Raw genomic sequence first — 24,560 nt, forward strand, 5'->3', positions numbered from 1 at the left:
GATGGACGCGGTCAACCTGCTCGGATTCGATCTGCAAGGCCTGGCCGCGTACTGCGAGCAGCTGGGGGAGAAGCGCTTTCGCGCGACCCAGCTGTTCCGCTGGATCCATCAGAAGGGCGCCTCGGACTTCAACATGATGTCCGACCTGGCCAAGTCGCTGCGCGACAAGCTGGCCGGGCGCGCCCACATCACCGCGCTGCCGGTGATCTCAGAACACGTCTCTGCCGACGGCACCATCAAATGGTTGTTCGACGTCGGTCAGGGCAACGCCGTCGAGGCGGTCTACATCCCCGAGGACGACCGGGCCACGCTGTGCATCTCCAGCCAGGCCGGTTGCGCCGTGGGTTGCCGCTTCTGCTCGACCGGCCATCAAGGCTTCAGCCGCAACCTGGAGACCTGGGAAATCATCGCCCAGCTCTGGTACGCGGAGCACTCGCTGCGCCAGCGCCTGGGCAAGGACGAACGCATCATCTCCAACGTCGTGATGATGGGCATGGGCGAGCCGCTGCAGAACTACGCCGCGCTGGTGCCCGCGCTGCGCATGATGCTGGATGACCACGGCTACGGCATGTCGCGCCGCCGGGTGACGGTCTCGACCTCGGGCGTGGTCCCGATGATCGAGCGCTTGCGCGAGGACGTCCCCGTGGCGCTGGCCGTGTCGCTGCATGCCCCGACGGATCCGCTGCGCGACCAACTGGTTCCGCTCAACCGCAAGTACCCGATCGCGGAGCTGCTCGAGAGCTGCAACCGGTATCTGGAGAAAGCCCCCCGTGACTTCATCACCTTCGAGTACTGCATGCTCGATCAGGTGAACGACAGCCCCGAGCAGGCCCGCGAGCTGATCGCGCTGCTCAAGGGCAAAGTGCCCTGCAAGATCAATCTGATCCCGTTCAACCCCTTCCCCGCGTCGGGCCTGAAACGCAGTTCGAACGAACGCGTCAAGGCTTTCGCCGACGTGCTGATCCAGGCCGGTATCGTCACCACCGTGCGCAAGACGCGCGGCGACGACATCGACGCCGCCTGCGGTCAGCTCGCCGGCGAGGTGCAGGATCGGACGCGGGTCCATCTGCGCATGGTGCGCGCCCCCGTGGTGGTACAGCGGGGTGCGGCGGCATCGGACGGCTCCAGAGAGCTGGCGCAGCCGCCCGCCGCCAAACACAACCCAGGCCCACGTCCATGACCGTTTCGTCGCTCGCCGTCTCTGTCTCGCGTCGCACTTTCCGGCCGATCTGCGCTGTGCTGCTGATCGCCGCGATGCTGGCGGGCTGCGCGAACACGGGCGGCTCGCAGCAGCCGCGCACGGCCAGCGACCAGACCGACAACGACCGCCGCGCCGCGGTGCGGCTGGAACTGGCCGGCGGCTACTTCGGCCGCGGCCAGTACGAGACCGCGCTCGACGAAGTGAAGCAGGCACTCGCGGCCAAGCCGGACATGCCCGAGGCGATCAACCTGCGCAGCCTGATCTTCGCGGCCATGGGCGAGACCAAACTGGCCGAGGACGGCTTCAAGCAGCTGCTCGCCCGCGATCCCAAGAACGCCGACACGCTGCACAACTACGGCTGGTTCCTGTGCCAGCGTCAGCGCTGGGCTGAGTCCTACCAGCAGTTCGAATCCGCGCTGGCGATTCAGAGCTATCGCACGCCCGCCCGCACCTGGCTGGCCTGGGGCGCCTGCGAGGCGCGCGAGGGACGTCTGATCCCGGCGCAAGCTCACCTGTCCAAGGCCTTTGAGCTCGACCCCGGCAATCCGACCGTGGCGCTCAACCTGGGCGAGGTGCTGTACCGCCAGGGCGAATATGAACGCGCGCGCTTCTATGCGCGCCGCGTCAACGCGAATGTGGAGCAGTCGAACGCGGCCAGCCTGTGGCTGGAACTGCGCATCGAGCGCCGCATGGGCAACACGTCCACGATGGACGATCTGGGCCAGCAGCTGCGGCGCAAGTACCCGCAGGCGGCCGAGACACAAGCGCTGAACAATGGTCGATTCGATGAATGAGGGACATCGCATGACTCCGATGGCGGCCGACGAGGCGACGACCGCGGCCGAGCCGGCTGTTTCCGCGGCGGCCACGGCCGGCGCCGCATTGCGCCGCGCGCGCGAGGCCCGCGGTCTGCACATCGCTGCGCTGGCCGCGACGCTGAAGGTGCCGCAGTCCAAGCTGGAGGCGCTGGAAGCCGATCGCTATCAGGACCTGCCCGACGCAACCTTCGCGCGGGCCTTGGCGCGCTCGATGTGCCGGGTGCTCAAGGTCGAGGCCGAGCCGGTGCTCAAGATGCTGCCGAGCACGGGGGCCGAAGCGTCTCTGGATCGCGTGTCGCCGGGGCTGAACCAGCCATTCCGCGAGCGCGCGATGAGCCAGGAGCCGATGCTCTCCACCGAGCTGCTCAAGCGTCCGGTGGTGCTGGGCGCCGGTGCGCTGCTGGTGGCGGCGATCGCCGTCTACGCGGTCCCCTCGACCTGGATCGACGCGGTGGCGCAGCGTCTGCGCGGCGCGGACACCGCCGCCGCGAACTCGACGAACACGCCGGCCGCGACGACGGATGCCGCTGTCGGCGGTGAGGCCGCGCCCACGGCCGATGCGCCGGTGGCCGCTTCGTCGGAGGCCGCGTTCGCCGTGGTGCCGGGAGCCAGCATGTCCGCGCAGTCGCCGCAATCGCCGCAGATGGCCGGCGCGCCGGTGACGACCGCGCCGGGCACGGCGCCCGCGACGACGGTCCCGTCGACCGCCACGCCGAACGCTCAGAACCCGAACGCCCAGAACGCGGGCGCCTCGGCGGCGCCGGCGCCGACTGCCGCCGCGACCGGTCCGGCGACGCCGGTGGCGCCGCCGCCCGGATCCTCGCCGCTGGTCGTCAAGGCCAGCGCCGAATCCTGGGTCGAGGTCGTCGACGCCAAGGGGCAGGTCTTGCTTTCCAAGCTGATGCGCGCCGGTGATCAGGTCGACGTCAACGGTGTCGCCCCGCTCAAGCTGCGCGTGGGCAATGTGTCGGGCACGGCGCTGGTGTTCCGCGGTCAGCCGGTGGACCTGGCGGCCCGAGCGCGCGACAACGTCGCCCGCTTCGACCTGAACTGAACCCGCCTCACACGGCGCCGCACAGCCTCAACCTCTTTATCGCCAGTTCGCAAGAGCGCCGCATGATGGACAAGCCAGTCTCCCTCGATCTCGCCGCCGACGTCGCTGACGCCGATCTGTCGGACCTGATCTCCGCCGCCGCGCCGGCCGCGCGCCGCTCGCGCCAGGCGCAGGTGCGCTGGGGCAACCGCGTGGTCACCATCGGCGGCGACGCGCCGGTGCGCGTGCAGTCGATGACCAACACCGACACGGTCGACGTCATCGAGACCGCCATCCAGATCAAGGAACTGGCCGTCGCCGGCTCCGAGCTGGTGCGCATCACCGTCAACACGCCGGAGGCCGCCGACGCCGTTCCGCACATCCGCGAGCAGCTCGACCGCATGGGCATCGACGTGCCGCTGGTGGGCGACTTCCATTACAACGGCCATCGGCTCCTCACCGAGCATCCGGCCATGGCGCAGGCGCTGTCCAAGTACCGGATCAATCCGGGCAACGTCGGCAAGGGCGACAAGAAGGACCGCCAGTTCGCCCAGATGATCGAGGCCGCGATCCAGTACGACAAGGTCGTGCGCATCGGCGTGAACTGGGGCAGCCTGGATCAGGAGCTGCTGGCCCAGATGATGGACGACAACGCCAAGCGCGCGAATCCGTGGGACGGCAAGCAGGTCATGTACCAGGCGTTGATCCAGTCGGCGCTGTCGTCGGCGTCCTATGCCCGCGAACTGGGCATGAACCCGGACAACATCATCATCAGCTGCAAGGTCAGCGGCGTGCAGGACCTGATCTCGGTCTACCGCGCGCTGAGCAAGCGCTGCGACTACGCGCTGCACCTGGGGCTGACCGAGGCCGGCATGGGCACCAAGGGCACGGTGGCCTCGGCCACGGCGCTGGGCGTGCTGCTGCAGGAGGGCATCGGCGACACGATCCGCGTCTCGCTGACGCCGCAGCCCGGCGAGTCGCGCACCCAGGAAGTCGTGGTCGCGCTGGAGATCCTGCAATCGCTGGGTCTGCGCGCCTTCAACCCCAGCGTCACCGCCTGCCCCGGCTGCGGCCGCACGACCAGCACCACGTTCCAGGAACTGGCCAAGCAGATCGACGATTTCCTGCGTGCGCAGATGCCGATCTGGCGCGACAAGTACCCCGGCGTCGAGAACATGAAGGTGGCCGTGATGGGCTGCATCGTCAACGGCCCGGGCGAGAGCAAGCACGCCGACATCGGCATCAGCCTGCCCGGCACCGGCGAGGCGCCGGCCGCCCCTGTTTTCATCGACGGCCAGAAGGCGCTCACCCTGCGCGGCGACAACATCGCCACGGAGTTCCACGCCCTGGTCGAGACCTACATCGAGAAGCGCTTCGGCGCGAGCACCACCACCGCATGAGCAAGAACATCCAGGCCGTGAAGGGGATGAATGACATCCTCCCGGCAAGTGTCGACCGCAAGGACAAGCTGCCCAGCAGCCAGCTGTGGAGCTGGTTCGAGACCACGCTGCGCGGCGTGCTGCAGCGCTACGGCTACCAGTACATGCTGACCCCGATCGTCGAGCCGACCGCGCTGTTCGTGCGCGGCCTGGGCGAGGTGACCGACATCGTCGAGAAGGAGATGTACTCCTTCACCGACAGCATGAATGGCGACCAGCTCACGCTGCGTCCGGAAGCCACCGCCGGCATCGTGCGCGCGATGGTCGAGCACAACGCGCTCTACAACGGCCCGCTGCGTCTGTGGACGATGGGACCGATGTTCCGCCACGAGCGCCCGCAGAAGGGCCGCTACCGCCAGTTCAACCAGCTGGACGTCGAGGCCCTGGGCTTCGCCGGTCCGGACGTGGACGCCGAGATCATCCTGATGATCCGCCGCCTGTGGCAGGAACTGGGTCTGGTGGTCGGCCAGCATGTGCGACTGGAGCTGAACTCGCTGGGCCAGCCCGAAGAGCGCGCCGCGCATCGCGCCGCCCTGATCGCCCACTTCGAGGCGCACGCCGACAAGCTGGACGAGGACGCCAAGCGCCGCCTGCACACCAACCCGCTGCGCATCCTGGACACGAAGAACCCCGCGATGCAGGAGGTGGTCGAGGCCGCCCCGCATCTGATGGACTTCCTGGGCGAGGCCAGCCTGGCCCACTTCAACGCGGTGCGCGCCATCCTGGACGCCGCGGGCCTGGCATACCGCGTCAACACGCGCCTGGTGCGCGGCATGGACTACTACAACCTGACCGTCTTCGAGTGGGTCACGGATCAGCTGGGCTCGCAGGGCACGGTCTGCGGCGGCGGTCGCTACGACGGATTGTTCGAGCAGCTCGGCGGCAAGCCGACGCCGGCCGTGGGCTTCGGTCTGGGCGTCGAGCGTCTGCTGCTGCTGATCGACGAGCTGGGCCTGGCGGTCCCGTCGTCGTCCCCTGACGTCTACGCGATCCTGCCCGACGCCGCGGCGCTGCCGCAGGCCATGCCGGTGCTGGAGGCGTTGCGCGCCGCCGGCGTGGCGGTGCAGATGCATGCGGGCGGCGGCTCGTTCAAGGCGCAGTTCAAGAAGGCGGATTCGTCCGGTGCCCGCTGGGCGCTGGTGTTCGGCCCCGACGAGCTGGCACGCGGCGAGGTCGCGGTCAAGCCGCTTCGCGGCGAAGGCGAGCAAGTGAGTCGGCCGCTTCACGCGGCGGCAACCTGGGCGGCCGATCTGCGCACCGCATAATCGCGGCTTCGCCGGAACGACCGAGAGGTCGGCGCCGGCTTGATCCATTAACCGACGGACCGTTTCACGCACATGGCGTCTCATCTCGATCTCGAAGAACAGGAACAGCTGGAGCAGCTCAAGGCGTTCTGGAAGCGCTGGGGCAATGCGATCACCTGGCTGCTGACGCTGGCGCTGCTGTGCTACGCCGGCTGGACCGGCTGGAACTACTGGCAGCGCAACCAGGCCGCCAAGGCCGGCGCCATGTTCAGCGAACTGGAACGCGCGGCGCAGGCCGGCGACGTCGCCAAGGGAACGACCATCTTCAACGCGATGAAGTCGGACTTCGGCTCGACCGGCTACACCGCGCAAGGCGCTCTGGTGGCCGCCAAGCTGCAGTTGGACAAGGGCAAGGGCGACGAGGCGCGTACGACGCTCACCTGGGCCGCCGACAACGCCAAGGGCGACGCCTACCGCGACCTGGCCCGCCTGCGCCTGTCGGCGCTGCAGATGGAGTCCAAGCAGTACGCCGAAGCCGGCAAGACGCTGGACGCGGTCAAGAGCGCCGACTTCGGCCCGCTGGTCGCCGACCGCCGCGGCGATCTGGCCCTGCTGCAGAACAAGCCCGACGAGGCCCGCACGCAGTTCAAGAAGGCCTACGACGGCATGGACAAGCAGCTGGACTACCGCCGCCTGCTCGAAGCCAAGCTGGCCACGCTGGGCGTGGCGGTCGCTTCTGAAGACGCTCCGGGAGCCGCGCAATGATCGCCCGCTTCAACAGCCGAGTCCTGGTCCGCACGCTGGCGCTGGGCGGCATGGCGATGGCGCTGAGCGCCTGCTCGCTGTTCTCCTCCTCCAAGGAGATCAAGCCCGCGCCGCTGGAAACCATCACCCCGTCGCTGCAGGCCCGCGTGGCCTGGGAAGCGCGCGTGGACAGCGTCAAGTTCCCGCTGTCGATCACCGCCGTCAATGACCGCTTCGTGGTCGGCGGCTCGGACGGCGTGATCAGCGCCCTCTCCGCCAAGGACGGCACCACGCTGTGGCGCGCCGAGATCGGCAAAGGCCTGAGCGCCGGCGTCGGCAGCGACGGCCGCTTCGCCGCCGCCGTCACGCGCGAGAACGAGCTGGTCGTCACCGAGGGCGACAAGATCCTGTGGCGCAAGGCGCTGACGACCCCGGTCGTGACGGCGCCCTTCGTCGCCGGCGAGCGCGTCTTCGTGCTGACGCTGGATCGCGCGGTGCTGGCCTTCGACGCCGCCGACGGCCGCCGCCTGTGGGAACTGCGCCGTCCGGGCGAGCCGCTCACCCTGCAGCAGGCGGGTGTCATCGGCGCCTATCAGAACACGCTTCTGGTGGGGCAGGGCGCCCGCCTGGCCGGCATCGACCCGAACCGCGGCCTGCTGATGTGGGAAGCGACCGTGTCCAACCCGCGCGGCACCAACGAAGTCGAGCGTCTGGCCGACCTGGTCGCCCCGATGGGCCGCGACAAGGATGTGTTCTGCGCCCGCGCCTTCCAATCGGCCGTGGCCTGCATCAACGCCGATCGCGGCAACTCGATCTGGAGCCGCAACGTCGGCGGCACGCAGGGCGTGGGCACCGACGCCACGCTGGTCGTCGGCGGCGACGCCTCGGACCGCCTGACCGCCTGGGCCACGCGCACCGGCGACGTGGTCTGGACTGCGGACCAGTTCCAGAATCGCAAGCTCAGCGCCCCGCTGGTGACGGACAAGTCCGTCATCGTCGGCGACTCGGAGGGCTATGTGCACTTCCTGTCGCGCGACAAGGGCCAGACCATTCAACGACTCTCCACCGACAGCTCCGGCATTGCCGCGGCGCCGGTCCAACTCGGCGACACCGTGCTGATCGCCACCCGCGGCGGACGGCTGTTCGCGCTGCGCCAAGACTGACATGAAACCTGTGATCGCCCTGGTGGGCCGCCCCAATGTGGGCAAGTCCACGCTGTTCAACCGGATGACGAAGAGCCGCGACGCCATCGTCGCGGACTTCTCCGGCCTCACGCGCGACCGCCATTACGGCGACGGTCGCCTGGGCGATCGCGAGTTCATCGTCATTGACACCGGCGGCTTCGAGCCGGACAGCTCGACCGGCATCGTCAAGGAGATGGCCAAGCAGACCCGCCAGGCCGTGGCCGAGGCGGATGCGGTGATCTTCGTGCTGGACGTGCGCACCGGCCTGGCCGGCCAGGACCAGGACATCGGACGCTACCTGCGCCAGTGCAACAAGCGCGTCTTCGTCGCCGTCAACAAGGCCGAGGGCATGAGCGACAGTCCGCTGCTGGCCGAGTTCCATGAGCTCGGCATGGGCGAGCCGCATCCGGTCTCGGCCGCGCACGGGCAGGGTATCCGCTCGCTGCTGGAGGCGGTGCTGGACAGCTTCGAGGTGCCCGAGGACGCGGTCTTCGAAGGCGACGCGGAGGAAGAGGACGAGTCCAAGGCGATCCGCCTGGCGGTCGCCGGCCGGCCCAACGTCGGCAAGAGCACGCTGATCAACACCTGGCTGGGCGAGGAACGTCTGGTCGCCTTCGACATGCCCGGCACGACGCGCGACGCCATCAGCGTCGACTTCGAGCACGGCGGTCAGAAGTTCAAGCTGATCGATACGGCCGGCCTGCGCCGCAAGGGCAAGGTCTTCGAGGCGATCGAGAAATTCTCGGTCGTGAAGACGCTGCAGGCGATCTCCGACGCCAACGTGGTGCTGCTGTTGATCGACGCCACGCAGGGCGTGACCGACCAGGACGCCCACATCGCCGGCTACGCGCTGGACAGCGGCCGCGCGGTCGTCATCGCGATCAACAAGTGGGACGCCATCGACAGCTATCAGCGCGAGACCATCGAGCGCCAGATCCTGACGCGTCTGGCCTTCCTGCGCTTCGCCCCCATCCTCAAGATCTCGGCGCTCAAGCGCCAGGGCCTGGGACCGCTGTGGAAGGCGCTGGCGGACGCGTACTCGTCGGCCTACCGCAAGATGACCACGCCGGTGCTGACGCGCCTGATCCAGGAAGCGGTCCAGCATCAGCAGCCGCAGCGGGCCGGGATCTCCCGGCCCAAGCTGCGCTACGCCCACCAGGGCGGGATGAATCCGCCGATCGTCGTGATCCACGGGAATGCGCTGGAAGGGGTCAGCGACGTCTACAAGCGCTACCTGGAGGGCCGCATCCGCGATCACTACAAGCTGGTCGGTACCCCACTGAAGATCGAGTTGCGCTCGTCCAAGAATCCGTTCGCCGAAACCTGATTCGCGGCCAGTCCGGGGAAACCCGGTGCTGTGATAAGGTGCGGGGTTCCAACACCTCTCTCTCACAACACGGAGCATATCGTGAGCAACAAAGGACAACTCTTGCAAGACCCCTTCCTGAACCAGCTGCGCAAGGAGCATGTTCCCGTGAGCATCTACCTGGTGAACGGCATCAAGCTGCAGGGCCACATCGAGTCCTTTGACCAGTACGTGGTCCTGCTGCGCAACACGGTCACGCAGATGGTCTACAAGCACGCCATCTCCACGGTGGTCCCCACTCGCGCGGTGAATTTCCACCCCGGCGAGACCAACGACGCCAGCAACTGATTCCGCTCGCGCGCGCATCGATGTCGATGCCGCGCCGGTGATCAGGGCGCATGACGCGGGCCGCGAACCGGCTCGCCGCACGACAGAATCTTGACAACGCAAGATCCCTCTCATTCGACGCCGCCCCCCGAGGCGGCGCGCGCCATTCTGGTGGGTGTCGACCTGGGCCGAGGCGAGCCCTTCGATCCCACCCTCGACGAACTCGCACTGCTCGCGGAATCCGCGGGCGACACGCCGGTGGCCCGCGTCGTGGCCAAGCGCAAGGCGCCCGACGCCGCGCTGTTCATCGGATCCGGCAAGGCCGACGAGATCAAGCTGATGGTGCAAGCCCTGGGCGCGCACACCGTGCTCTTCGACCAGGCGATTTCACCCGCCCAGCAGCGCAACCTCGAACGCCATCTTGGGGTGCCCGTGGCTGACCGCACGGCCTTGATCCTGGAGATCTTCGCCGCCCGCGCGCAGAGCTTCGAGGGCAAGCTGCAGGTGGAGCTCGCGCGGCTGCAGTACCTGGCCACGCGCCTGGTGCGCCGTTGGAGCCATCTGGAGCGCCAGAGCGGCGGCATCGGCATGCGCGGCGGCCCTGGCGAGCGCCAGATCGAGCTGGACCGCCGCATGATCGACGACCGCATCAAGTCGATCAAGGAACGGCTCAAGAAGGTCCAGAAGCAGCGCGCCACGCAGCGCCGCGCGCGGGCGCGCAATGGCGTGTTCCGGGTCTCGCTGGTGGGCTACACCAACGCGGGCAAGAGCACGCTGTTCAATGCGCTGACCAAGGCCAAAGCCTATGCGGCCAACCAGCTCTTCGCGACGCTGGACACGACCACGCGCTCGCTTTATCTCGAGGAGGCGGGGACCAGCGTCTCGCTGTCGGACACGGTGGGCTTCATCCGCGATCTCCCGCACAAGCTGGTCGAGGCCTTCAAGGCCACGCTGCAAGAGGCCGCCGACGCGGACCTGCTGCTGCATGTCGTCGATGCGGCCAGCCCGGTGCTGAGCGAGCAGATGGAAGAGGTGGAACGGGTTCTCGCCGAAATCGGCGCGGAGCACATCCCGCAGATCCTCGTCTACAACAAGCTCGATCTGCTGGAGCCGACGCAGCGCCCGCGTGCGCTGCAGGACTGGCTGACCCGCATCGGGGGCGAGCACGGCGGCCAGCGGCTGCCGCGCATCTTCGTCAGCGCGGTGCAGGGCGAAGGCCTGGACGAGCTGCGCGCGATGGTTGCCTCGCTGATGCAGGCCGCGCCCGTGCCCGAGTACGCGGGCATGGCGGATGCCGAGGCCGCGCACGATCATTCGGACGAGGTTTCGCCTGACCTGGACGACGAGGGCGCTGACTTGAATGGGCAAGACCTGCCCCAAGATCGACACGAGGCCCAGGATCATCCGCAGGGACGCACAGGTTGACAGCGTGCGGTGCCCCCTCGCGATGCCCGATACTTGCAACAAGACTTCCTCATCAGGATGCGTATGAATCAAGACGATCGCATGTCCATCGCAGGCCGTGGACGTGACCCTCAGGGAGCCACGGGCCTGCGTCGCTGGGTGGGGCTCTGGATGAGCAACGGCCGCAACGAGGGCCCGCCGGATCTGGACGAACTCTGGCGCGATTTCAATCGCAAGCTCTCGCGGCTGTTCGGCGGCCGAGGCGGCAACAACGACGGCGGCGGCCCGTCCGGCAACGGTGGCGGCAACTATCAGCCCGACATGAAGGGCGCCGGCATCGGCATCAGCCTGGTGCTGGGCGTGGTGGTGCTGGGCTGGCTGGCCAGCGGCGTGTTCATCGTGCAGGAAGGCCAGCAGGGCGTGATCACGTCCTTCGGCAAGTACAGCCGCACGGTGGATGCCGGCATCCAGTACCGGCTCCCGTACCCGTTCCAGGCGCACGAGGTCGTGCAGTTCACGCAGCTGCAATCGGTCGAGGTCGGCCGCAGCTCGGTGGGACAGGCCTCGGGCCTGCGCGACTCGTCGATGCTGACGCAGGACGAGAACATCGTCGACATCCGCTTCACCGTGCAGTACCGGCTGAAGGATGCGCGCGACTACCTCTTCGAGAACGCCAACACCGATGACGCGGTCACGCAGGCGGCCGAGTCGGCCGTGCGCGAGATCGTCGGCCGCAGCAACATGGACTCGGTGCTATACGAGCAGCGCGACCTGATCGCCACCGATCTGGCCAAGTCCATCCAGGTACAGCTGGACCGTCTGAAGACCGGCATCCAGGTCGTCAACGTCAATGTCGGCAACGTGCAGCCGCCCGAGCAGGTGCAGGCCGCCTTCGACGACGCCTTCCGCGCCACCGCGGACCGCGAACGTCTGAAGAACGAGGGCGAGGCCTACGCCAACGACGTGATCCCGCGCGCCCAGGGCAAGGCCGCCCGTCTGCGCGAGGACGCCGAGGGCTATCGCGCTCGGGTCGTGTCCTTTGCCGACGGTGATTCGCAGCGCTTCAAGAGCGTGCTCGACGAGTACAAGAAGGCCCCGCAGGTCACGCGCGACCGGCTCTACATCGACACGATGCAGCAGGTCTACTCGCGCATCACGAAGGTGATGGTCGACGCCCGCAGCGGCTCGAATCTGCTGTATCTCCCGCTGGACAAGCTGATGCAGCAGCAGGGCACCGGCACGGTGACCACCACGACGCCGACCCCCGCGATCACCACGCCGGATCCGTCCACGAGCACCGGCGCGATCGGTACGGATCCGCGCTCGCGCGACAGCATGCGCAGCCGCGACCGCGACGGCCGCTGAACGACAGGAGCCAACAACAATGAATCGCATCGTCTCCGTCGTCCTGGGCCTGCTGATCCTGTTCATGGTCGCCAGCTCGACGCTGTTCGTCGTCGACCAGCGCCAGTTCGCTGTCGTCTATTCGCTGGGTGAGATCAAGGAAGTCATCACCGAGCCCGGTCTGAAGTTCAAGCTGCCTCCGCCGCTGCAGAATGTGGTCTTCCTGGACCGCCGCGTGCAGACGCTGGACAGCCCGGACTCGCGTCCGATCTTCACGGCTGAAAAGAAGTCGCTGGTCATCGATTGGCTGGTGAAGTGGCGCATCGTCGATTCGCGCCAGTACATCCGCAACAGCGGCACCAACCTACGCAATCTGGAAGCCCGCCTGAGCCCGATCGTACAGGCCGCGCTGAACGAGGAAGTCACCAAGCGCACCGTGCGCGCGGTGCTGGCCACCGAGCGCGAGAAGGTCATGCTGGACGTGCGCAAGCGCCTCGAGGAAGAGGCCAAGCAATTTGGCATCGAGATTGTCGATGTGCGGGTCAAGCGCGTGGACTTCTCGTCCAGCATCACCGAGTCGGTCTACAACCGCATGAAGTCGGAGCGCGCGCGGGTCGCCAACGAGCTGCGCTCGACCGGTGCCGCCGAGGGCGAGAAGATCAAGGCCGACGCCGACAAGCAGAGCGAGATCATCACCGCCGAGGCCTATCGCGATGCGCAGAAGACCATGGGTGAGGGCGACGCGAAGGCTTCCGCGCTGTATGCCGAAGCCTTCGGCCGCGACCCCGCGTTCGCTCAGTTCTATCGCTCGCTGGACGCCTATCAGCGCAGCTTCAAGAGCAAGAGCGACGTGATGGTGCTGGACCCCAACAGCCAGTTCTTCAACACCATGCGTACCGGTGGCCCCGGTGCGGCAGCGCCCGCTCCGACGGCGCCGCGCAAGTAAGCGGCCATCGCGCGGCGTGCCTTCTTTGGAGGGCCCATTGACGCGATGATGCGGGTCCTCCTGGCTGTCGTGGCCGGGGAGGGTGCCGCGATCGACGGGGGCGGGCCGGTGGTCGCGTCCCCGTGGTTTTTTCGCGGCATCCCCGCCGCGAGGGCATGCCGCGCGACCCCCGCGTGAGGGTCGGGCATGCCGGGGTTCGTCGCGACCCCGGTACAATGCCGTTTTTAACCCCCTCCTGAACGTCCATGGCCTCTGCTTGGCTGCTGCCCGAGCACATTGCTGACGTCCTGCCCTCCCAGGCCCGCCGCATCGAAGAACTGCGCCGCGAGTTGCTGGACATGGCGCGGACCTATGGTTGCGAGCTGGTGATGCCCCCGATGTTGGAGCATCTCGACTCGCTGCTTTCCGGCACCGGCCAGGCGCTGGATCTCAAGACCTTCAAGCTCGTCGACCAGCTGTCCGGCCGGTCGCTGGGTCTGCGCGCCGACACGACGCCGCAGGTCGCCCGCATCGATGCGCATCTGCTGAATCGCGCCGGCGTGACGCGGCTTTGCTACTGCGGCCCGGTGCTGCACACGCGCGCCGAAGGTCTGACCGCCACCCGCGAGCCGCTGCAGTTTGGTGTCGAGATCTACGGCCACGCCGGCCTGGAGGCCGACCTGGAAGCGCAGGAGCTGGCCATCGATGCGATGCAGCGCGCGGGCCTCACCGGCCTGGTGCTGGATCTGGGCGACGCCCGTCTGGTGCGCGGCCTGCTGGGCGGGCACACGCTGAGCGAGGACCGGCTGACGGCGCTTGTCTCTGCGATGGCGGCCAAGGATGCCGCCGGTGTCGCCGCGTTCGCGCGCGAGCTGTCGCCCGAGGTCGTCGCGTCGCTGCAGGCGCTGCTGAAGCTTTATGGCGGCGCGGAAGTGCTGGCCGACGCGCGTCGCGCGCTGCCGGCGAATGCGCTGGTGACCGCTGCGCTGGACGATCTGGAATGGCTGATCCGTCATCTGACGGCCGCCTATCCCGACGTGCGCATCGGTGTCGACCTGGCCGATCTTCCCGGCTTCGGCTATTACAGCGGCGCACGTTTCGCGCTCTACGCGCAAGGCTGCAGCGATGCGGTGCTGCGCGGCGGCCGCTACGACGAGGTCGGCGCGGTCTTCGGCCGTCGTCGCCCGGCGGTCGGTTTCAGTCTGGATCTGAAGACGCTGGTGGGGCTGATCCCAACGACGTCCCTGCGGGCCGCGGTGCGTGCGCCGTGGGGCGAAGCCCCTGATCTGCGCGCGGCCGTCCGCCGTTTGCGCGAGCAGGGCGAAACCGTGGTCTGCGTCCTACCAGGCCACGAACAAGAGAACGACGAGTTCGAATGCGACCGCGAGCTGGTTCAGGCCGGCGGTCAGTGGGTGCTGCGTTCGCTGTGAGCGGCGCGTCAGGCATCCACCCGTAATCCAACCCAATCATCGGATGAACAACATGCAAAGCAGTGAGATCGCGCGCGGCCGCAACGTGGTGGTCGTCGGCACCCAGTGGGGTGACGAGGGCAAGGGCAAGGTCGTGGACTGGCTGACCGATCACGCCCAGGGCGTGGTGCGTTTCCAGGGCGGTCACAACGCCGGCCACACGCTGGTCATCAAGGGCGTGAAGACGGCGCTGCAACTGATCCCCTCGGGCATCATGCGCGACGGCGTGGCCTGCTACATCGGCAACGGCGTGGTGCTGGACCCGACCCACCTGCTGTCGGAAATCGAGCGTCTGGAAAAGGCCGGCGTGGAAGTGCGCTCGCGCCTGTTCATCAGCGAGTCCTGCCCGCTGATCCTGCCCTTCCACGTCGAGGTCGACCGTGCCCGCGAGGCGCTGCGCGAAAGCAGCGGCAGCGGCAAGATCGGCACCACCGGCAAGGGCATCGGCCCGGCCTATGAAGACAAGGTCGCCCGCCGCGCGCTGCGCGTGCAGGACCTGAAGCATCCGGATCGCTTCGCCAAGAAGCTCAAGGAGCTGATCGAGCTGCACAACGTGGCGCTGACCGGCTACCTGAACGCCAAGGCGGTGGAGTTCCAATCGGTCTTCGACCACGCGATGTCCCTGGCCGACCAGATCAAGCCGATGATGGCCGACGTCGGCTACATGCTGCACAAGGCGCACCTGGCGGGCGACAACATCCTGTTCGAAGGCGCGCAGGGCACGCTGCTGGACATCGACCACGGCACCTATCCCTACGTGACCTCGAGCAACTGCGTCGCCGGCAACGCCGCCGCGGGCGCGGGCGTCGGTCCGCAGATGCTGCATTACATGCTGGGCATCACGAAGGCCTATGCGACGCGCGTGGGCTCCGGTCCCTTCCCGACCGAGCTGGACTGGGAGACCCCGGGCACCGTCGGCCACCACCTGTCGACCGTCGGCCAGGAGCGCGGCACCGTGACCGGTCGCGCGCGCCGCTGCGGCTGGATCGATGCGGCCGCGCTGAAGCGCTCCATCATCATCAACGGCATCACCGGCCTGTGCCTGACCAAGCTGGACGTGCTGGACGGCCTGCCCGAGATCAACATGTGCGTCGGCTATGAGCTGGGCGGCAAGACCGTGGACATCCTCCCCTTGGATGCCGACGAGATCGTGGCCTGCAAGCCGATCTATGAAGTGTTCCCCGGCTGGACCGAGTCGACCTTCGGGATCACCCGCTGGGAGCAACTGCCCGAGAACGCGCGCAAGTACCTCAAGCGCGTCGAGGAAGTGATCGGCGCGCCGATCGCCATGGTGTCCACCGGTCCCGACCGTGATCACACCATCCTGCTGCAGCATCCGTTCCAGGCCTGAGCTGTCCGCCTCAGACCCTCCATTCCGACTTCACCCCTATATCGCTGAGGAGCCCTCCCCATGTTGACCGATGACGGCAAACACCTGTACGTGTCCTGGGACGAATATCACTTGCTGATCGAACGTCTGGCGCTGAAGGTGCATGCCTCCGGCTGGCAGTTCGACCAGATCCTGTGCCTGGCCCGTGGCGGCATGCGTCCGGGCGACGTGCTGTCGCGCGTGTTCGACAAGCCGCTGGGCATCATGTCCACCAGTTCCTATCGCGCCGAGGCCGGCACGATCCAAGGCCGTCTGGACATCGCCAAGTACATCACCATGCCCAAGGGCGAGCTGGCCGGCCGCGTGCTGCTGGTCGACGACCTGGCGGATTCGGGCGTGACGCTGAAGGCTGTGGTGGAGCGCCTGCGCGGCATGCCGTCCATCAGCGAGCTGCGCTCGGCGGTGATCTGGACCAAGAGCGTGTCGGAGTACACCCCGGATTACTACGTCGAGATGCTGGAAACCAGCCCGTGGATCCATCAGCCGTTCGAGGACTACGACTCGCTGCGGCCGGACGCGCTGGCGAAGAAATTCGCGATCTGATGAACGAAAGGGCTGACGAGAATGTCAGCCCTTTTTTTCTTGGAGGAGGCGGGTGCGAGAGTTCGCAGGCTCGCTGACGCCGCGGAGAGGACTCGGTCACGCAAGCGCGACCCCGGTTTGGACCTGCCGGTCCAAACCATTCGAGTCCTCCCGTGATGTCCGCAGGACATCACTTCCTGGGCGGCAGAATGAGAAAAGCCGGCACGAGGCCGGCTTTTCGAATTATGGTGCCCAGGAGAGGACTCGAACCTCCACGGAGTTACCCGCTAGTACCTGAAACTAGTGCGTCTACCAATTCCGCCACCTGGGCAAGGTTCAAAAGCCAACGCTCCGAAAAACTCGCTCAAGCTACTTTGAAGTATTCTTGAGCCTTCAGTTTCTCGAAACGCTCTGGAAAGCTTTTGCGTTTCAGGAAAGACAAGGATTCTACTATCAAAAACTTCAAGAACACAAGCCCTCAGCAAAACAGTTCGCTGATGGGCGAAGTCGAGGGCACGGTTCAAGGCCATCGCGACGGGCACGGCTTCCTGATGCCCGACGACGGCCAGTCCGACGTCTATCTGTCGTCCCAGGAAATGCACACGGTGATGCACGGCGATCGCCTGCGCGTGCGCATCGTGCGGCTCGACAAACGCGGCCGGCCCGAAGGGCGCGTGCTCGAGATTCTGGAGCGCCGCAAGAAGCCCATCATCGGCCGCCTGCTGCTCGAATCGGGCATCTGGCTCGTCGCCCCGGAGGACAAGCGCTACGGCCAGGACATCCTCATCCCGAAGAACGCGATCGCCAATGCGACCGCCGGCCAGATCGTCGCGGTCGAGCTGACCGAGCCCCCCTCGCTGTACTCGCAGCCCGTCGGTCGCGTGACCGAGGTGCTGGGCGAGATCGACGATCCCGGCATGGAGATCGAGATCGCGGTGCGCAAGTACGAGGTGCCGCACGCCTTCAGCGCCGAGACGCTCGCGCAGGCCGCGAAGCTGCCGGACAAGGTGCGCGCCGCCGACATGAAGAACCGCATCGACCTGCGCGACGTCGCGCTCGTCACGATTGACGGTGAGGACGCGCGCGACTTCGACGACGCGGTCTACTGCGAGCCGCACAAGCAGGGCCGCGGCAAGACGGCGTTCAAGGGCTGGCGCCTGCTGGTCGCGATCGCCGACGTCAGCCATTACGTCAAGCCGGGCGAGCCGCTGGACCGCGACGCGTATGAGCGCGCGACCTCGGTTTACTTCCCGCGCCGCGTCATCCCGATGCTGCCGGAGAAGCTCTCGAACGGGCTGTGCTCGCTGAACCCGGAGCAGGATCGCCTGTCCATGGTCTGCGACATGCTCGTCACGGAAGCCGGCGAGCTCCACGCCTACCAGTTCTATCCGGCGGTCATCAACTCGCACGCGCGCTTCACCTACACGGAAGTCGCGGCGATCCTGGGCAACACCCATGGCCCCGAGGCTCACAAGCGCAAGACGCTGGTGCCGCATCTGCTGCATCTGCACGAGGTCTACCGTGCGCTGCTGTCGCAACGCGGCAAACGCGGCGCGATCGACTTCGAGACCACCGAGACCCAGATCGTCTGCGACGACAACGGCCGCATCGAGAAGATCGTCCCGCGTACCCGCAACGAGGCCCATCGTCTGATCGAGGAGGCGATGCTCGCCGCCAATGTCTGCGCGGCGGACTTCATCGCCGGCGGCAAGCATGCGTCGCTGTTCCGCGTCCACGAGGGCCCGACCCCTGAGAAGCGCGGCACGCTGCAGGCGTACCTGCGCGCGCTGGGCATCGGCATGGGCATCAGCGACGATCCCACGCCCGGCGAGTTCCAGGCCATCGCGCAAGCGACCAAGGACCGTCCCGACGCGCAGCAGATCCACACGATGCTGCTGCGCTCGATGCAGCAGGCGATCTACACGCCGGCCAACTCGGGCCACTTCGGACTCGCGTACCAGGCCTACACGCACTTCACCAGCCCGATCCGCCGCTATCCGGACCTGCTGGTCCACCGTGTGATCAAGGCGCTGCTGGGTTCGAAGAAGTACGTGCTCGACGCCCACAAGATGGATGCGGCGAACCCGATGCCCAAGCGGCCGGGCAAGCCGGCGTCAAAGGCGCCGACGCCCGCGTCCGCGTCGACCGAGGCGGAGCGCTGGGAAGTCGTCGGCGCGCATTGCAGCGCCAACGAGCGCCGCGCCGACGAGGCCTCGCGCGACGTCGAGGCCTGGCTCAAGTGCCGCTTCATGCGCGATCACCTGGGCGAGGAATTCGCCGGCACCGTCAGCGCGGTGACCAGCTTCGGCTTGTTCGTGCAGCTGGATGCGCTCTATGTCGAAGGCCTGATCCATATCACCGAACTCGGCGGCGAGTACTTCCGCTTCGACGAGGTGCGCCAGGAGCTGCGCGGCGAACGCACCGGCATCCGCTACGCCACCGGCGCGCGCGTGCAGGTGCAGGTCAGCCGCGTGGACCTGGACGGTCGCAAGATCGACTTCCGCCTGGTGCGGGAGCAGGACGAGGCGCGGCTGCTGCGCGGCGCGCATCGCGACAAGTTCGGCGAGAAGCATGGCGGCGACGCCAAGCGCTTCGACAAGCGTGCGGAGAAACGGGCCCGCCGTGACGCCGCGAGCGCCGGCTCCTCGGCGGTCGCCAAGGTTGAGCCGATGCCCGTGCCGCTGCCCGATCCGCCGACGGCGATCGACGCGCTGGAGCGCATCGAGCAGGTCGACCGCGCCTTGCAGGCCGAGCGCCGCAAGTCGGCGCGCGCGACCAAGACCTCGAACACGCATCCGGTGAAGGCGGCCAAGCGCACGGCGCGCGGCGCGGCCAAGTCGGTCGCGGCCAAGAGCAGCGCGGGGCCGTCGGCCAAGGCGACGCGCCGCAAGCGCAGCGGGACCAACTGATCCTCCTTGGGCGTCGAACAAACGCCAATGAGAAAGGGCCTGGCGATGCCGCCAGACCCTTGTTTTTTGTGCCGTCGCGCTGGGCGCGCGGCTCGGCGTGAAGCGATCAGCGCGCGTTGCGGCGGCGAGCGAAGCCCAGTGCCAGCAGCGCCAGCGAGGCCAGCGCCAGGGCGGTCGGTTCCGGCACGGCGGCCACGGCGGCGTTGCCGTTGACGTTGAGCGTCGCCGATTGCAAGTTGAACTGCTGCGAGAACGCCGACTCTTCCGAGAACCACAGGCCGAAGTTGCGGTTGGCCACGATGCTGGCGAACACGTCCAGGTTGGCGGCCGTGAAGGTGAAGGTCTGGCTGATGGTGCTGCCCGTGCGGGTCATGTCGAACAGCGTGGCGCTGCCCGTGCTGCCGCTGGCCGGACGCACGCGCCAGTCTTCGGGGAAGATGAACCAGGCGATGTCGTTGGTGGCGGAGAAGGTCAGCGTCAGCGACAGGCTGGTGACGCTGCCGATGTTCAGCGACGAGAAGTCGAAGCTGTCCGCGAAGCGCGAGTTGCCGCAGCCGTTCGCGGCGTCCTTGACGATGACGTAGCCCGACTTGACGCAGCTGTTGTTGGAGTAGCCGCCATTGGACAGGCTGGCGCCGTTGCCGTAGTTATGCGTGACGGAGCCCAGCAGGACCGGGGCGGCTTGGCTGGCGCCTGCCAGCAGAACCAGCGCCAGGGCGGCGACGGCTTTGATCGACTTGAACATGGGGTTCCCTCGTCTGTTGTTCGTTTTGGAGTCTGGGCGCGCGACGGCATAGGCAAGGTCGCGGCCGCTGTCACATTTGCAAACAACATGCCAACTCCCCCTAGTTCTAGGGGCGCCAAGGGCTTAGCGCGGGTCGTGAGGAAACCGTACGGGCTGCGTTAACAAAACTGTCAAAAAGTCCGACAGCGCTTTGATCCGCGATTCGCCCCCCCCAGTTTGACGGCCGAACGGTCAAGCGGCCATGCGTTTCAACGGGAATGCGCATGCAGCGCGGCCATGGCCTCGATCAGGTCCGTTGCCAGCAACGGACCTGCATGCCCCTGCGCGGCCGCACCGTGCCACGCGACGGCGGCGCGGGCGAGTTCGTGCGGCGCGATGTCGGGCGACTGCGCCCACAGTCCGCCCATCCAGCCCGCGAGCACATCGCCACTGCCCGCGGTCGCCAGCGCGGATGAGCCGGTGCTGTTGATGCCCGGGCGTCGGCCGGGACTTGCGACGACGCTGCCCGAGCCCTTGAGCACCACCGTCGCCGCGAAACGAGACGCCAGTTGCTTCGCGGCATCGAGTCGGTCGGCCTGGATGTCCGCCGCCGAGCGAAGTCCGAGCAGCCGCGCCGCCTCCAGCGGGTGAGGCGTGAGCACCGTCCCCCAGCCCTGCACGGCGCGCTTGCGGACGGCGGCCTGAAGCGATTCGTCCGCGGCGATGAGATTGAGCGCATCGGCGTCGAGCACCGCCCGCGTGGCCGAATGCATCACCGTCGACAAGGCCGGCGCGATCGCCGAGCCGCCGCCGCAGCCGCAGACCGCGACGACCTCGCGCCAGTCGGCGCTCGGGGCGTTCCAGCGGTCGAAGTCCCAGTGCATCAGCTCGGGCCGAGCGGGCCAGGGCTTGCCGTCGTCGTCGGGCAGCGCCGCGTAGACGCGGCCCGCGCCCGCGCTCAACGCGGCGGTCGCGGCGAGCCAGGCGGCGCCGCGCATCGTGGGTGCGCCGCCCAGCACGACCACGTCGCCGTTGCGGCCCTTGTGGCTGGTGGCCGAGCGCTCATGGGCGCGCTGCCAGCGCTCGATGTGAAGGGGGCCGAAGAGCGAAGCAATGCCGTCCTCGCCCACCGGGGTGTCCAGGTCGTCGAACCAGATCCGGCCCGCGAGCGCGCGGCCCTCACCGGTGAACAGGCCGGCCTTCAACGTGAGGAAGCTGAGCGTGTGGTCGGCACGGACGACGTCGGCGCCGAGCGGCTGTCCGGTGCGGACGTCCAGCCCGCTGGGGAGGTCGACCGCCAGGACGATCGCGCCCTTCTGACGTGACGCGTTGATGGCCTGGATCGCGGCGGCGAACTCGCCGTCGGGCGGGCGCGAAGCGCCGAGGCCGAGGAGGGCGTCGATGACGATGTCGGCCCAGCCGGCCGCGCCGGTGTGCTTTGCTGGCTCTGGGGTGCCGGGAATGCCGGGCGCATCCGACACGCCATGACGCATCGAGAGTCCAGCCTGCTGCGCCGCCTCGAAGGCATGGGCTGCATCGGTCCCAGGTTTCGGCATCGCGCCGACGAGGATGACCTCGACCGACCACCCGCGCGTCGCGAGATGGCGCGCCGCGAGGAGTCCGTCGCCGCCATTGTTGCCCGGTCCGGCGAAGACCCGTGCGTGCTTGCCCGACGGCTTCAGCGCGAGCGCCAGTCGCGCCACGGCCAGGCCGGCGCGCTCGATCAGCGTATGGGGTGGGTGCACCGACAGTGCCGCGGCCTCGATGCGGCGGCTCGACGGCGCGTCGTGAAGGGACCAATCGTGGGAGAGGGGCAGCACTGGCAACATGCTGCCGACTCTATCCGCTGCCTCGCAGCGGCGCGCTCAGCGCAGTCGGCCCGGCTCCAGCAGCGCGGCGTCGATGCCCGCGTCCTTCTTGGCCAGTCGCGCCGACAGCAGTTGCGCGGCGCCGCCGGCCATGGTCCAGCCGTGTTCGCCATGGCCGATGTTCAGCCACACGCCGGGCAAGCCGGATTCGCCGATCAGCGGCAGCTCGTCGGCCAGCATCAAGCGCGCGGTCTTCCAGCGCTGCTGGCCCGCCGCGAGCAGCGCGCCCGGGAACCAGTCGTGCGCCGCCTGGTGCAGCGTGCCCATCGACTGGCCGTCCGGCTGCGTCGACGAGCCGCCCAGCTCGTTGCCGCCGCCCACGCGCACGCGCTGGCCGAGTCGCGTCAGGCTGACGCCCAGGCTCATGTCGATCACCGTCGCGCGCGGGCCGAGGTCGGGATGCGCCTCGAGCTGGCGCAAGGGCGCGGTCAGCGTGTGGGTGTGGGTCGTGCCCCAGGGCAGCTTCAGGCCTTGCGCGGCCAGCAGCGCCGCCGCGCCCTTGCCGGCGCAGACGATCACCGCGTCCACGCGCAGCGGCTCGCCGGCGGCGACGTGCACCGCGGGTTGCGCGCCGGGCTCGATGCGCAGCACCTCGGTGTTGAAGTTCCAGCGCACACCCAGCCGCTGCGCTTCCAGCTTCAGCGCCTGGCTGAACTGCCGCGCGTTCGCGGCTTCGTCCTGCGTCAGCAGGATGCCGCCGTGCAGCGGCGACTCGGCGTTCAGGCCGGGCTCGTGCGTGCGGCAGCCCTCGGCATCGAGCTCGCGATGCGGCACCTGCCGCTCCTGCAGGCGCGCCAGCAGCGGCGCGGCCGCCTTGTAGTCCTTGGCGTTGCGCCACAGCATCAGTACGCCGCCTTCACGCTCGACGTCCATCTGCAGCTCGCGCCGCCAGACCGCCATCACCGCCTGACCGCGCAGCGCCAGCGCATGCAGCGCCTCGGGCAGCGCCTGCTGGCCGCGGGCGCGACGGGCGCGCCAATGGGCCAGCTTCCATCCCAGCTGGGAGGGCTTGCCGCGCCAGGCCATCGGCCATTGCGGACGCGCCGCCATCAGGCCCGGAGCGATCAGCCCCGGCGGCGCGAAGCTCGCGCCGGTGGCGACACTGGTGTCGCGTTCGAAGACATGGACCTCGTGGCCCTGGAGCGCGAGTTCATACGCGCTCGTGACGCCGGCCAGGCCGGCTCCGATGATCGCGACCCGCATCAGCGCGCTCCCGCCGAGGCGGCCAGCGTGCGCTCCACCGCGGATGCGGCGCCCAGCAGCGTGGCGTCCCGCATCGCGGGCGCCCACAGCATCAGGCCGACCGGCAGCTCGCCGGGGTGCTCGCACGGGATCGAGATCGCGCAGCCGTCGAGCAGATTCACGACGGCGGTGTTGCGCAGCAGGCGCGCGTTGGTGGCAAAGAACAGGTCGTCGCTGTGCAGCAAGGGGGCGATCTCCGGGGCTTGGAGGGGTACGGTCGGGCTCAGGAAAGCCTCGATGCCTTGCATCGAGGCGGTCATGTCGTGGATCCAGCGGGTGCGGGCGTCGAGCAGGGCCTGATAGGCCGCCGGCGCGATCGCTTCGCCGCGGCGGATGCGCAGCGCGACGCGCGGGTCGTAACGGTCGCCGCGTTCGGCGAGGCGCGCATGGTGCCATGCCCAGGACTCGGCGGCGGTGATGCCGCCCTGGGTTTGCAGTTCCGCCACACGATGCAGGGCGGGGAGCGCGCGCTCCTCGATGCGCGCGCCGGCCGCGCGCAGCGCGTCGAGTGCACGCTCGAAGGCCGTCGCGACGGCGGGCTCGAGCTCGTCCTGCATGAAGCTCCGCGTGACGGCGAGCCGCCATTCGGCGAGCGGTCGATGGTCGAGCGCGATCGGCGCGCCGCTCAACACGCCATGCATCAGCGCGGCATCGCGCACCGATCGTGTGATCGCGCCCGCCGTGTCCAGCGAGGGCGACAGCGGGATCGCACCGCCCAGCGGGACGAGACGCGCGGTGCTCTTGAATCCGACCAGACCTTGCAGCGCCGCGGGGATGCGCAGCGAGCCGCCCGTGTCCGAGCCCAGCGCCGCCCAGGCCGCGCCGGTCGCGACGCTGACGGCGCCGCCGGAGGTCGAGCCGCCGGGGATGCGGTCCTTGCCGTCGATGGAGCGTGTCACCGGATTCCGGGGCGTGCCGTGATGCGGATTGATGCCGACGCCAGAGAAGGCGAACTCGCTCAGGTTGGTGTGGCCGATGAGCGCGGCTCCTGCGGCGCGCAGTCGGGCGACAGCGGGCGAATCCTGCGCGGCGGGAGGTGCGTCCGCCATCGCGGCGGAGGCGGCGGTGGTCGGCTGCCCGGCGACGTCGAAGAGATCCTTCACCGACACCGCCAATCCGCCCAGCAACGGACGCGGCGCGCCGCGCCCGGCCAGCGCGTCGCTGGCTTGCGCGGCGGCGCGGGCCTGGTCGTCGAAGCGGCGCAGGAAGACGTGCTCGCAAGCCGGGCTGTCGGCCTGGGCGAGGCTCTCTTCCAACAGGGCGCGGGCGTCGCGGCGGCAGGCGCCCAGCGCAGTGAGGGCCTCGGTGAGGTCGATCGGCATGCGAAAACGGGTTATACTCGTCGGGTTTCGCCGGATAAGCCAGCCAAAGGGGCTGGAGTCTGGTGGGAACGCGGGGTGTGGAAGGCGGCCGATCCGCTGGCTCACCTCGCAAATTCGCGGATCCGGCGATCAAAGGTGTTGCAAC

20 protein-coding genes and 1 tRNA gene are annotated in these 24,560 nt (G+C 68.3%); 16 read left to right on the plus strand and 5 right to left on the minus strand.

The features are described from left to right. Nucleotide 1 precedes the first annotated feature (1 nt). The 15 genes from rlmN (at nucleotide 2) to ABDW59_RS05965 (ending at nucleotide 16,371) form a co-directional block, all read left to right on the plus strand. Nucleotides 2-1,180, plus strand: coding sequence for a 23S rRNA (adenine(2503)-C(2))-methyltransferase RlmN (rlmN, locus tag ABDW59_RS05895; protein WP_343628599.1), 1,179 nt, complete (start codon nucleotides 2-4; stop codon nucleotides 1,178-1,180). Continuing rightward, nucleotides 1,177-1,995, plus strand: a complete 819-nt coding sequence (gene pilW, locus ABDW59_RS05900) for a type IV pilus biogenesis/stability protein PilW (protein ID WP_343628600.1) — start codon at nucleotides 1,177-1,179, stop codon at nucleotides 1,993-1,995. Before rlmN ends, pilW begins: the two co-directional genes overlap by 4 nt. Then, the gene (locus ABDW59_RS05905; RefSeq protein ID WP_343628601.1) at nucleotides 1,988-3,073 is read left to right on the plus strand and encodes a RodZ domain-containing protein; all 1,086 of its coding nucleotides are present in this window, start codon (nucleotides 1,988-1,990) and stop codon (nucleotides 3,071-3,073) included. The genes pilW and ABDW59_RS05905 overlap by 8 nt, the downstream gene beginning before the upstream one ends. 62 nt (nucleotides 3,074-3,135) lie before the next feature. Then, on the plus strand, nucleotides 3,136-4,452 hold the full coding sequence (gene ispG, locus ABDW59_RS05910; protein WP_343628602.1) for a flavodoxin-dependent (E)-4-hydroxy-3-methylbut-2-enyl-diphosphate synthase: 1,317 nt from the start codon (nucleotides 3,136-3,138) through the stop codon (nucleotides 4,450-4,452). Continuing rightward, complete coding sequence (gene hisS, locus ABDW59_RS05915) at nucleotides 4,449-5,756, plus strand: histidine--tRNA ligase (RefSeq protein ID WP_343628603.1); 1,308 nt, start codon at nucleotides 4,449-4,451, stop codon at nucleotides 5,754-5,756. The genes ispG and hisS overlap by 4 nt, the downstream gene beginning before the upstream one ends. A gap of 72 nt (nucleotides 5,757-5,828) precedes the next feature. After that, complete coding sequence (locus ABDW59_RS05920; RefSeq protein WP_343628604.1) at nucleotides 5,829-6,500, plus strand: tetratricopeptide repeat protein; 672 nt, start codon at nucleotides 5,829-5,831, stop codon at nucleotides 6,498-6,500. Further along, nucleotides 6,497-7,642, plus strand: a complete 1,146-nt coding sequence (gene bamB / locus ABDW59_RS05925) for an outer membrane protein assembly factor BamB (protein WP_343628606.1) — start codon at nucleotides 6,497-6,499, stop codon at nucleotides 7,640-7,642. Before ABDW59_RS05920 ends, bamB begins: the two co-directional genes overlap by 4 nt. A gap of 1 nt (nucleotide 7,643) precedes the next feature. Further along, nucleotides 7,644-8,990, plus strand: coding sequence for a ribosome biogenesis GTPase Der (gene der, locus ABDW59_RS05930; RefSeq protein ID WP_343628607.1), 1,347 nt, complete (start codon nucleotides 7,644-7,646; stop codon nucleotides 8,988-8,990). An 81-nt stretch (nucleotides 8,991-9,071) separates the two neighbouring features. Then, nucleotides 9,072-9,317: an RNA chaperone Hfq gene (hfq, locus tag ABDW59_RS05935; protein WP_343628608.1), complete on the plus strand. Its 246-nt coding sequence runs from the start codon at nucleotides 9,072-9,074 to the stop codon at nucleotides 9,315-9,317. 90 nt (nucleotides 9,318-9,407) lie between these two features. After that, entirely contained in the window at nucleotides 9,408-10,721 is a 1,314-nt protein-coding gene (gene hflX / locus ABDW59_RS05940; RefSeq protein ID WP_343628609.1) for a GTPase HflX, read from the plus strand. 63 nt (nucleotides 10,722-10,784) lie between these two features. Next, a complete protein-coding gene (gene hflK, locus ABDW59_RS05945; RefSeq protein ID WP_343628610.1) occupies nucleotides 10,785-12,065 on the plus strand; it encodes an FtsH protease activity modulator HflK in 1,281 nt (426 codons plus the stop codon). 19 nt (nucleotides 12,066-12,084) lie between these two features. Then, entirely contained in the window at nucleotides 12,085-12,990 is a 906-nt protein-coding gene (gene hflC, locus ABDW59_RS05950; RefSeq protein ID WP_343628611.1) for a protease modulator HflC, read from the plus strand. Nucleotides 12,991-13,235: 245 nt separating this feature from the next. Next, entirely contained in the window at nucleotides 13,236-14,399 is a 1,164-nt protein-coding gene (locus ABDW59_RS05955; protein WP_343628612.1) for an ATP phosphoribosyltransferase regulatory subunit, read from the plus strand. A 52-nt stretch (nucleotides 14,400-14,451) separates the two neighbouring features. Beyond that, nucleotides 14,452-15,789: an adenylosuccinate synthase gene (locus ABDW59_RS05960; protein ID WP_343628614.1), complete on the plus strand. Its 1,338-nt coding sequence runs from the start codon at nucleotides 14,452-14,454 to the stop codon at nucleotides 15,787-15,789. Nucleotides 15,790-15,849: 60 nt separating this feature from the next. Then, entirely contained in the window at nucleotides 15,850-16,371 is a 522-nt protein-coding gene (locus tag ABDW59_RS05965) for a phosphoribosyltransferase (protein WP_067062480.1), read from the plus strand. A 225-nt stretch (nucleotides 16,372-16,596) separates the two neighbouring features. On the opposite strand, the gene ABDW59_RS05970 is transcribed toward ABDW59_RS05965, so the two are convergent. Beyond that, a tRNA-Leu gene (locus ABDW59_RS05970) sits at nucleotides 16,597-16,681 on the minus strand. A 166-nt stretch (nucleotides 16,682-16,847) separates the two neighbouring features. Here ABDW59_RS05970 and rnr point away from each other — a divergent pair. After that, entirely contained in the window at nucleotides 16,848-19,259 is a 2,412-nt protein-coding gene (gene rnr / locus ABDW59_RS05975; protein WP_343628615.1) for a ribonuclease R, read from the plus strand. A gap of 106 nt (nucleotides 19,260-19,365) precedes the next feature. Here the strand turns inward: rnr and ABDW59_RS05980 are convergent, their stop codons facing one another. The 4 genes from ABDW59_RS05980 to ABDW59_RS05995 form a co-directional block, all read right to left on the minus strand. Beyond that, nucleotides 19,366-20,004 (minus strand): PEP-CTERM sorting domain-containing protein, encoded by a 639-nt coding sequence (locus tag ABDW59_RS05980; RefSeq protein WP_343628617.1) that lies wholly within the window; start codon nucleotides 20,002-20,004, stop codon nucleotides 19,366-19,368. Between the two features lie 248 nt (nucleotides 20,005-20,252). Then, on the minus strand, nucleotides 20,253-21,812 hold the full coding sequence (locus tag ABDW59_RS05985; RefSeq protein ID WP_343628618.1) for an NAD(P)H-hydrate dehydratase: 1,560 nt from the start codon (nucleotides 21,810-21,812) through the stop codon (nucleotides 20,253-20,255). Nucleotides 21,813-21,848: 36 nt separating this feature from the next. Further along, nucleotides 21,849-23,054 carry an FAD-dependent oxidoreductase gene (locus ABDW59_RS05990; RefSeq protein ID WP_343628619.1) on the minus strand — a complete coding sequence of 402 codons (1,206 nt, stop codon included), beginning with the start codon at nucleotides 23,052-23,054 and terminating at the stop codon, nucleotides 21,849-21,851. After that, complete coding sequence (locus tag ABDW59_RS05995; RefSeq protein ID WP_343628620.1) at nucleotides 23,054-24,415, minus strand: amidase; 1,362 nt, start codon at nucleotides 24,413-24,415, stop codon at nucleotides 23,054-23,056. Before ABDW59_RS05995 ends, ABDW59_RS05990 begins: the two co-directional genes overlap by 1 nt. Nucleotides 24,416-24,560 lie beyond the last annotated feature (145 nt).

The sequence above is a fragment of the Roseateles sp. genome (assembly GCF_039595295.1).
Classification (GTDB): Bacteria; Pseudomonadota; Gammaproteobacteria; order Burkholderiales; family Burkholderiaceae_C; genus Roseateles.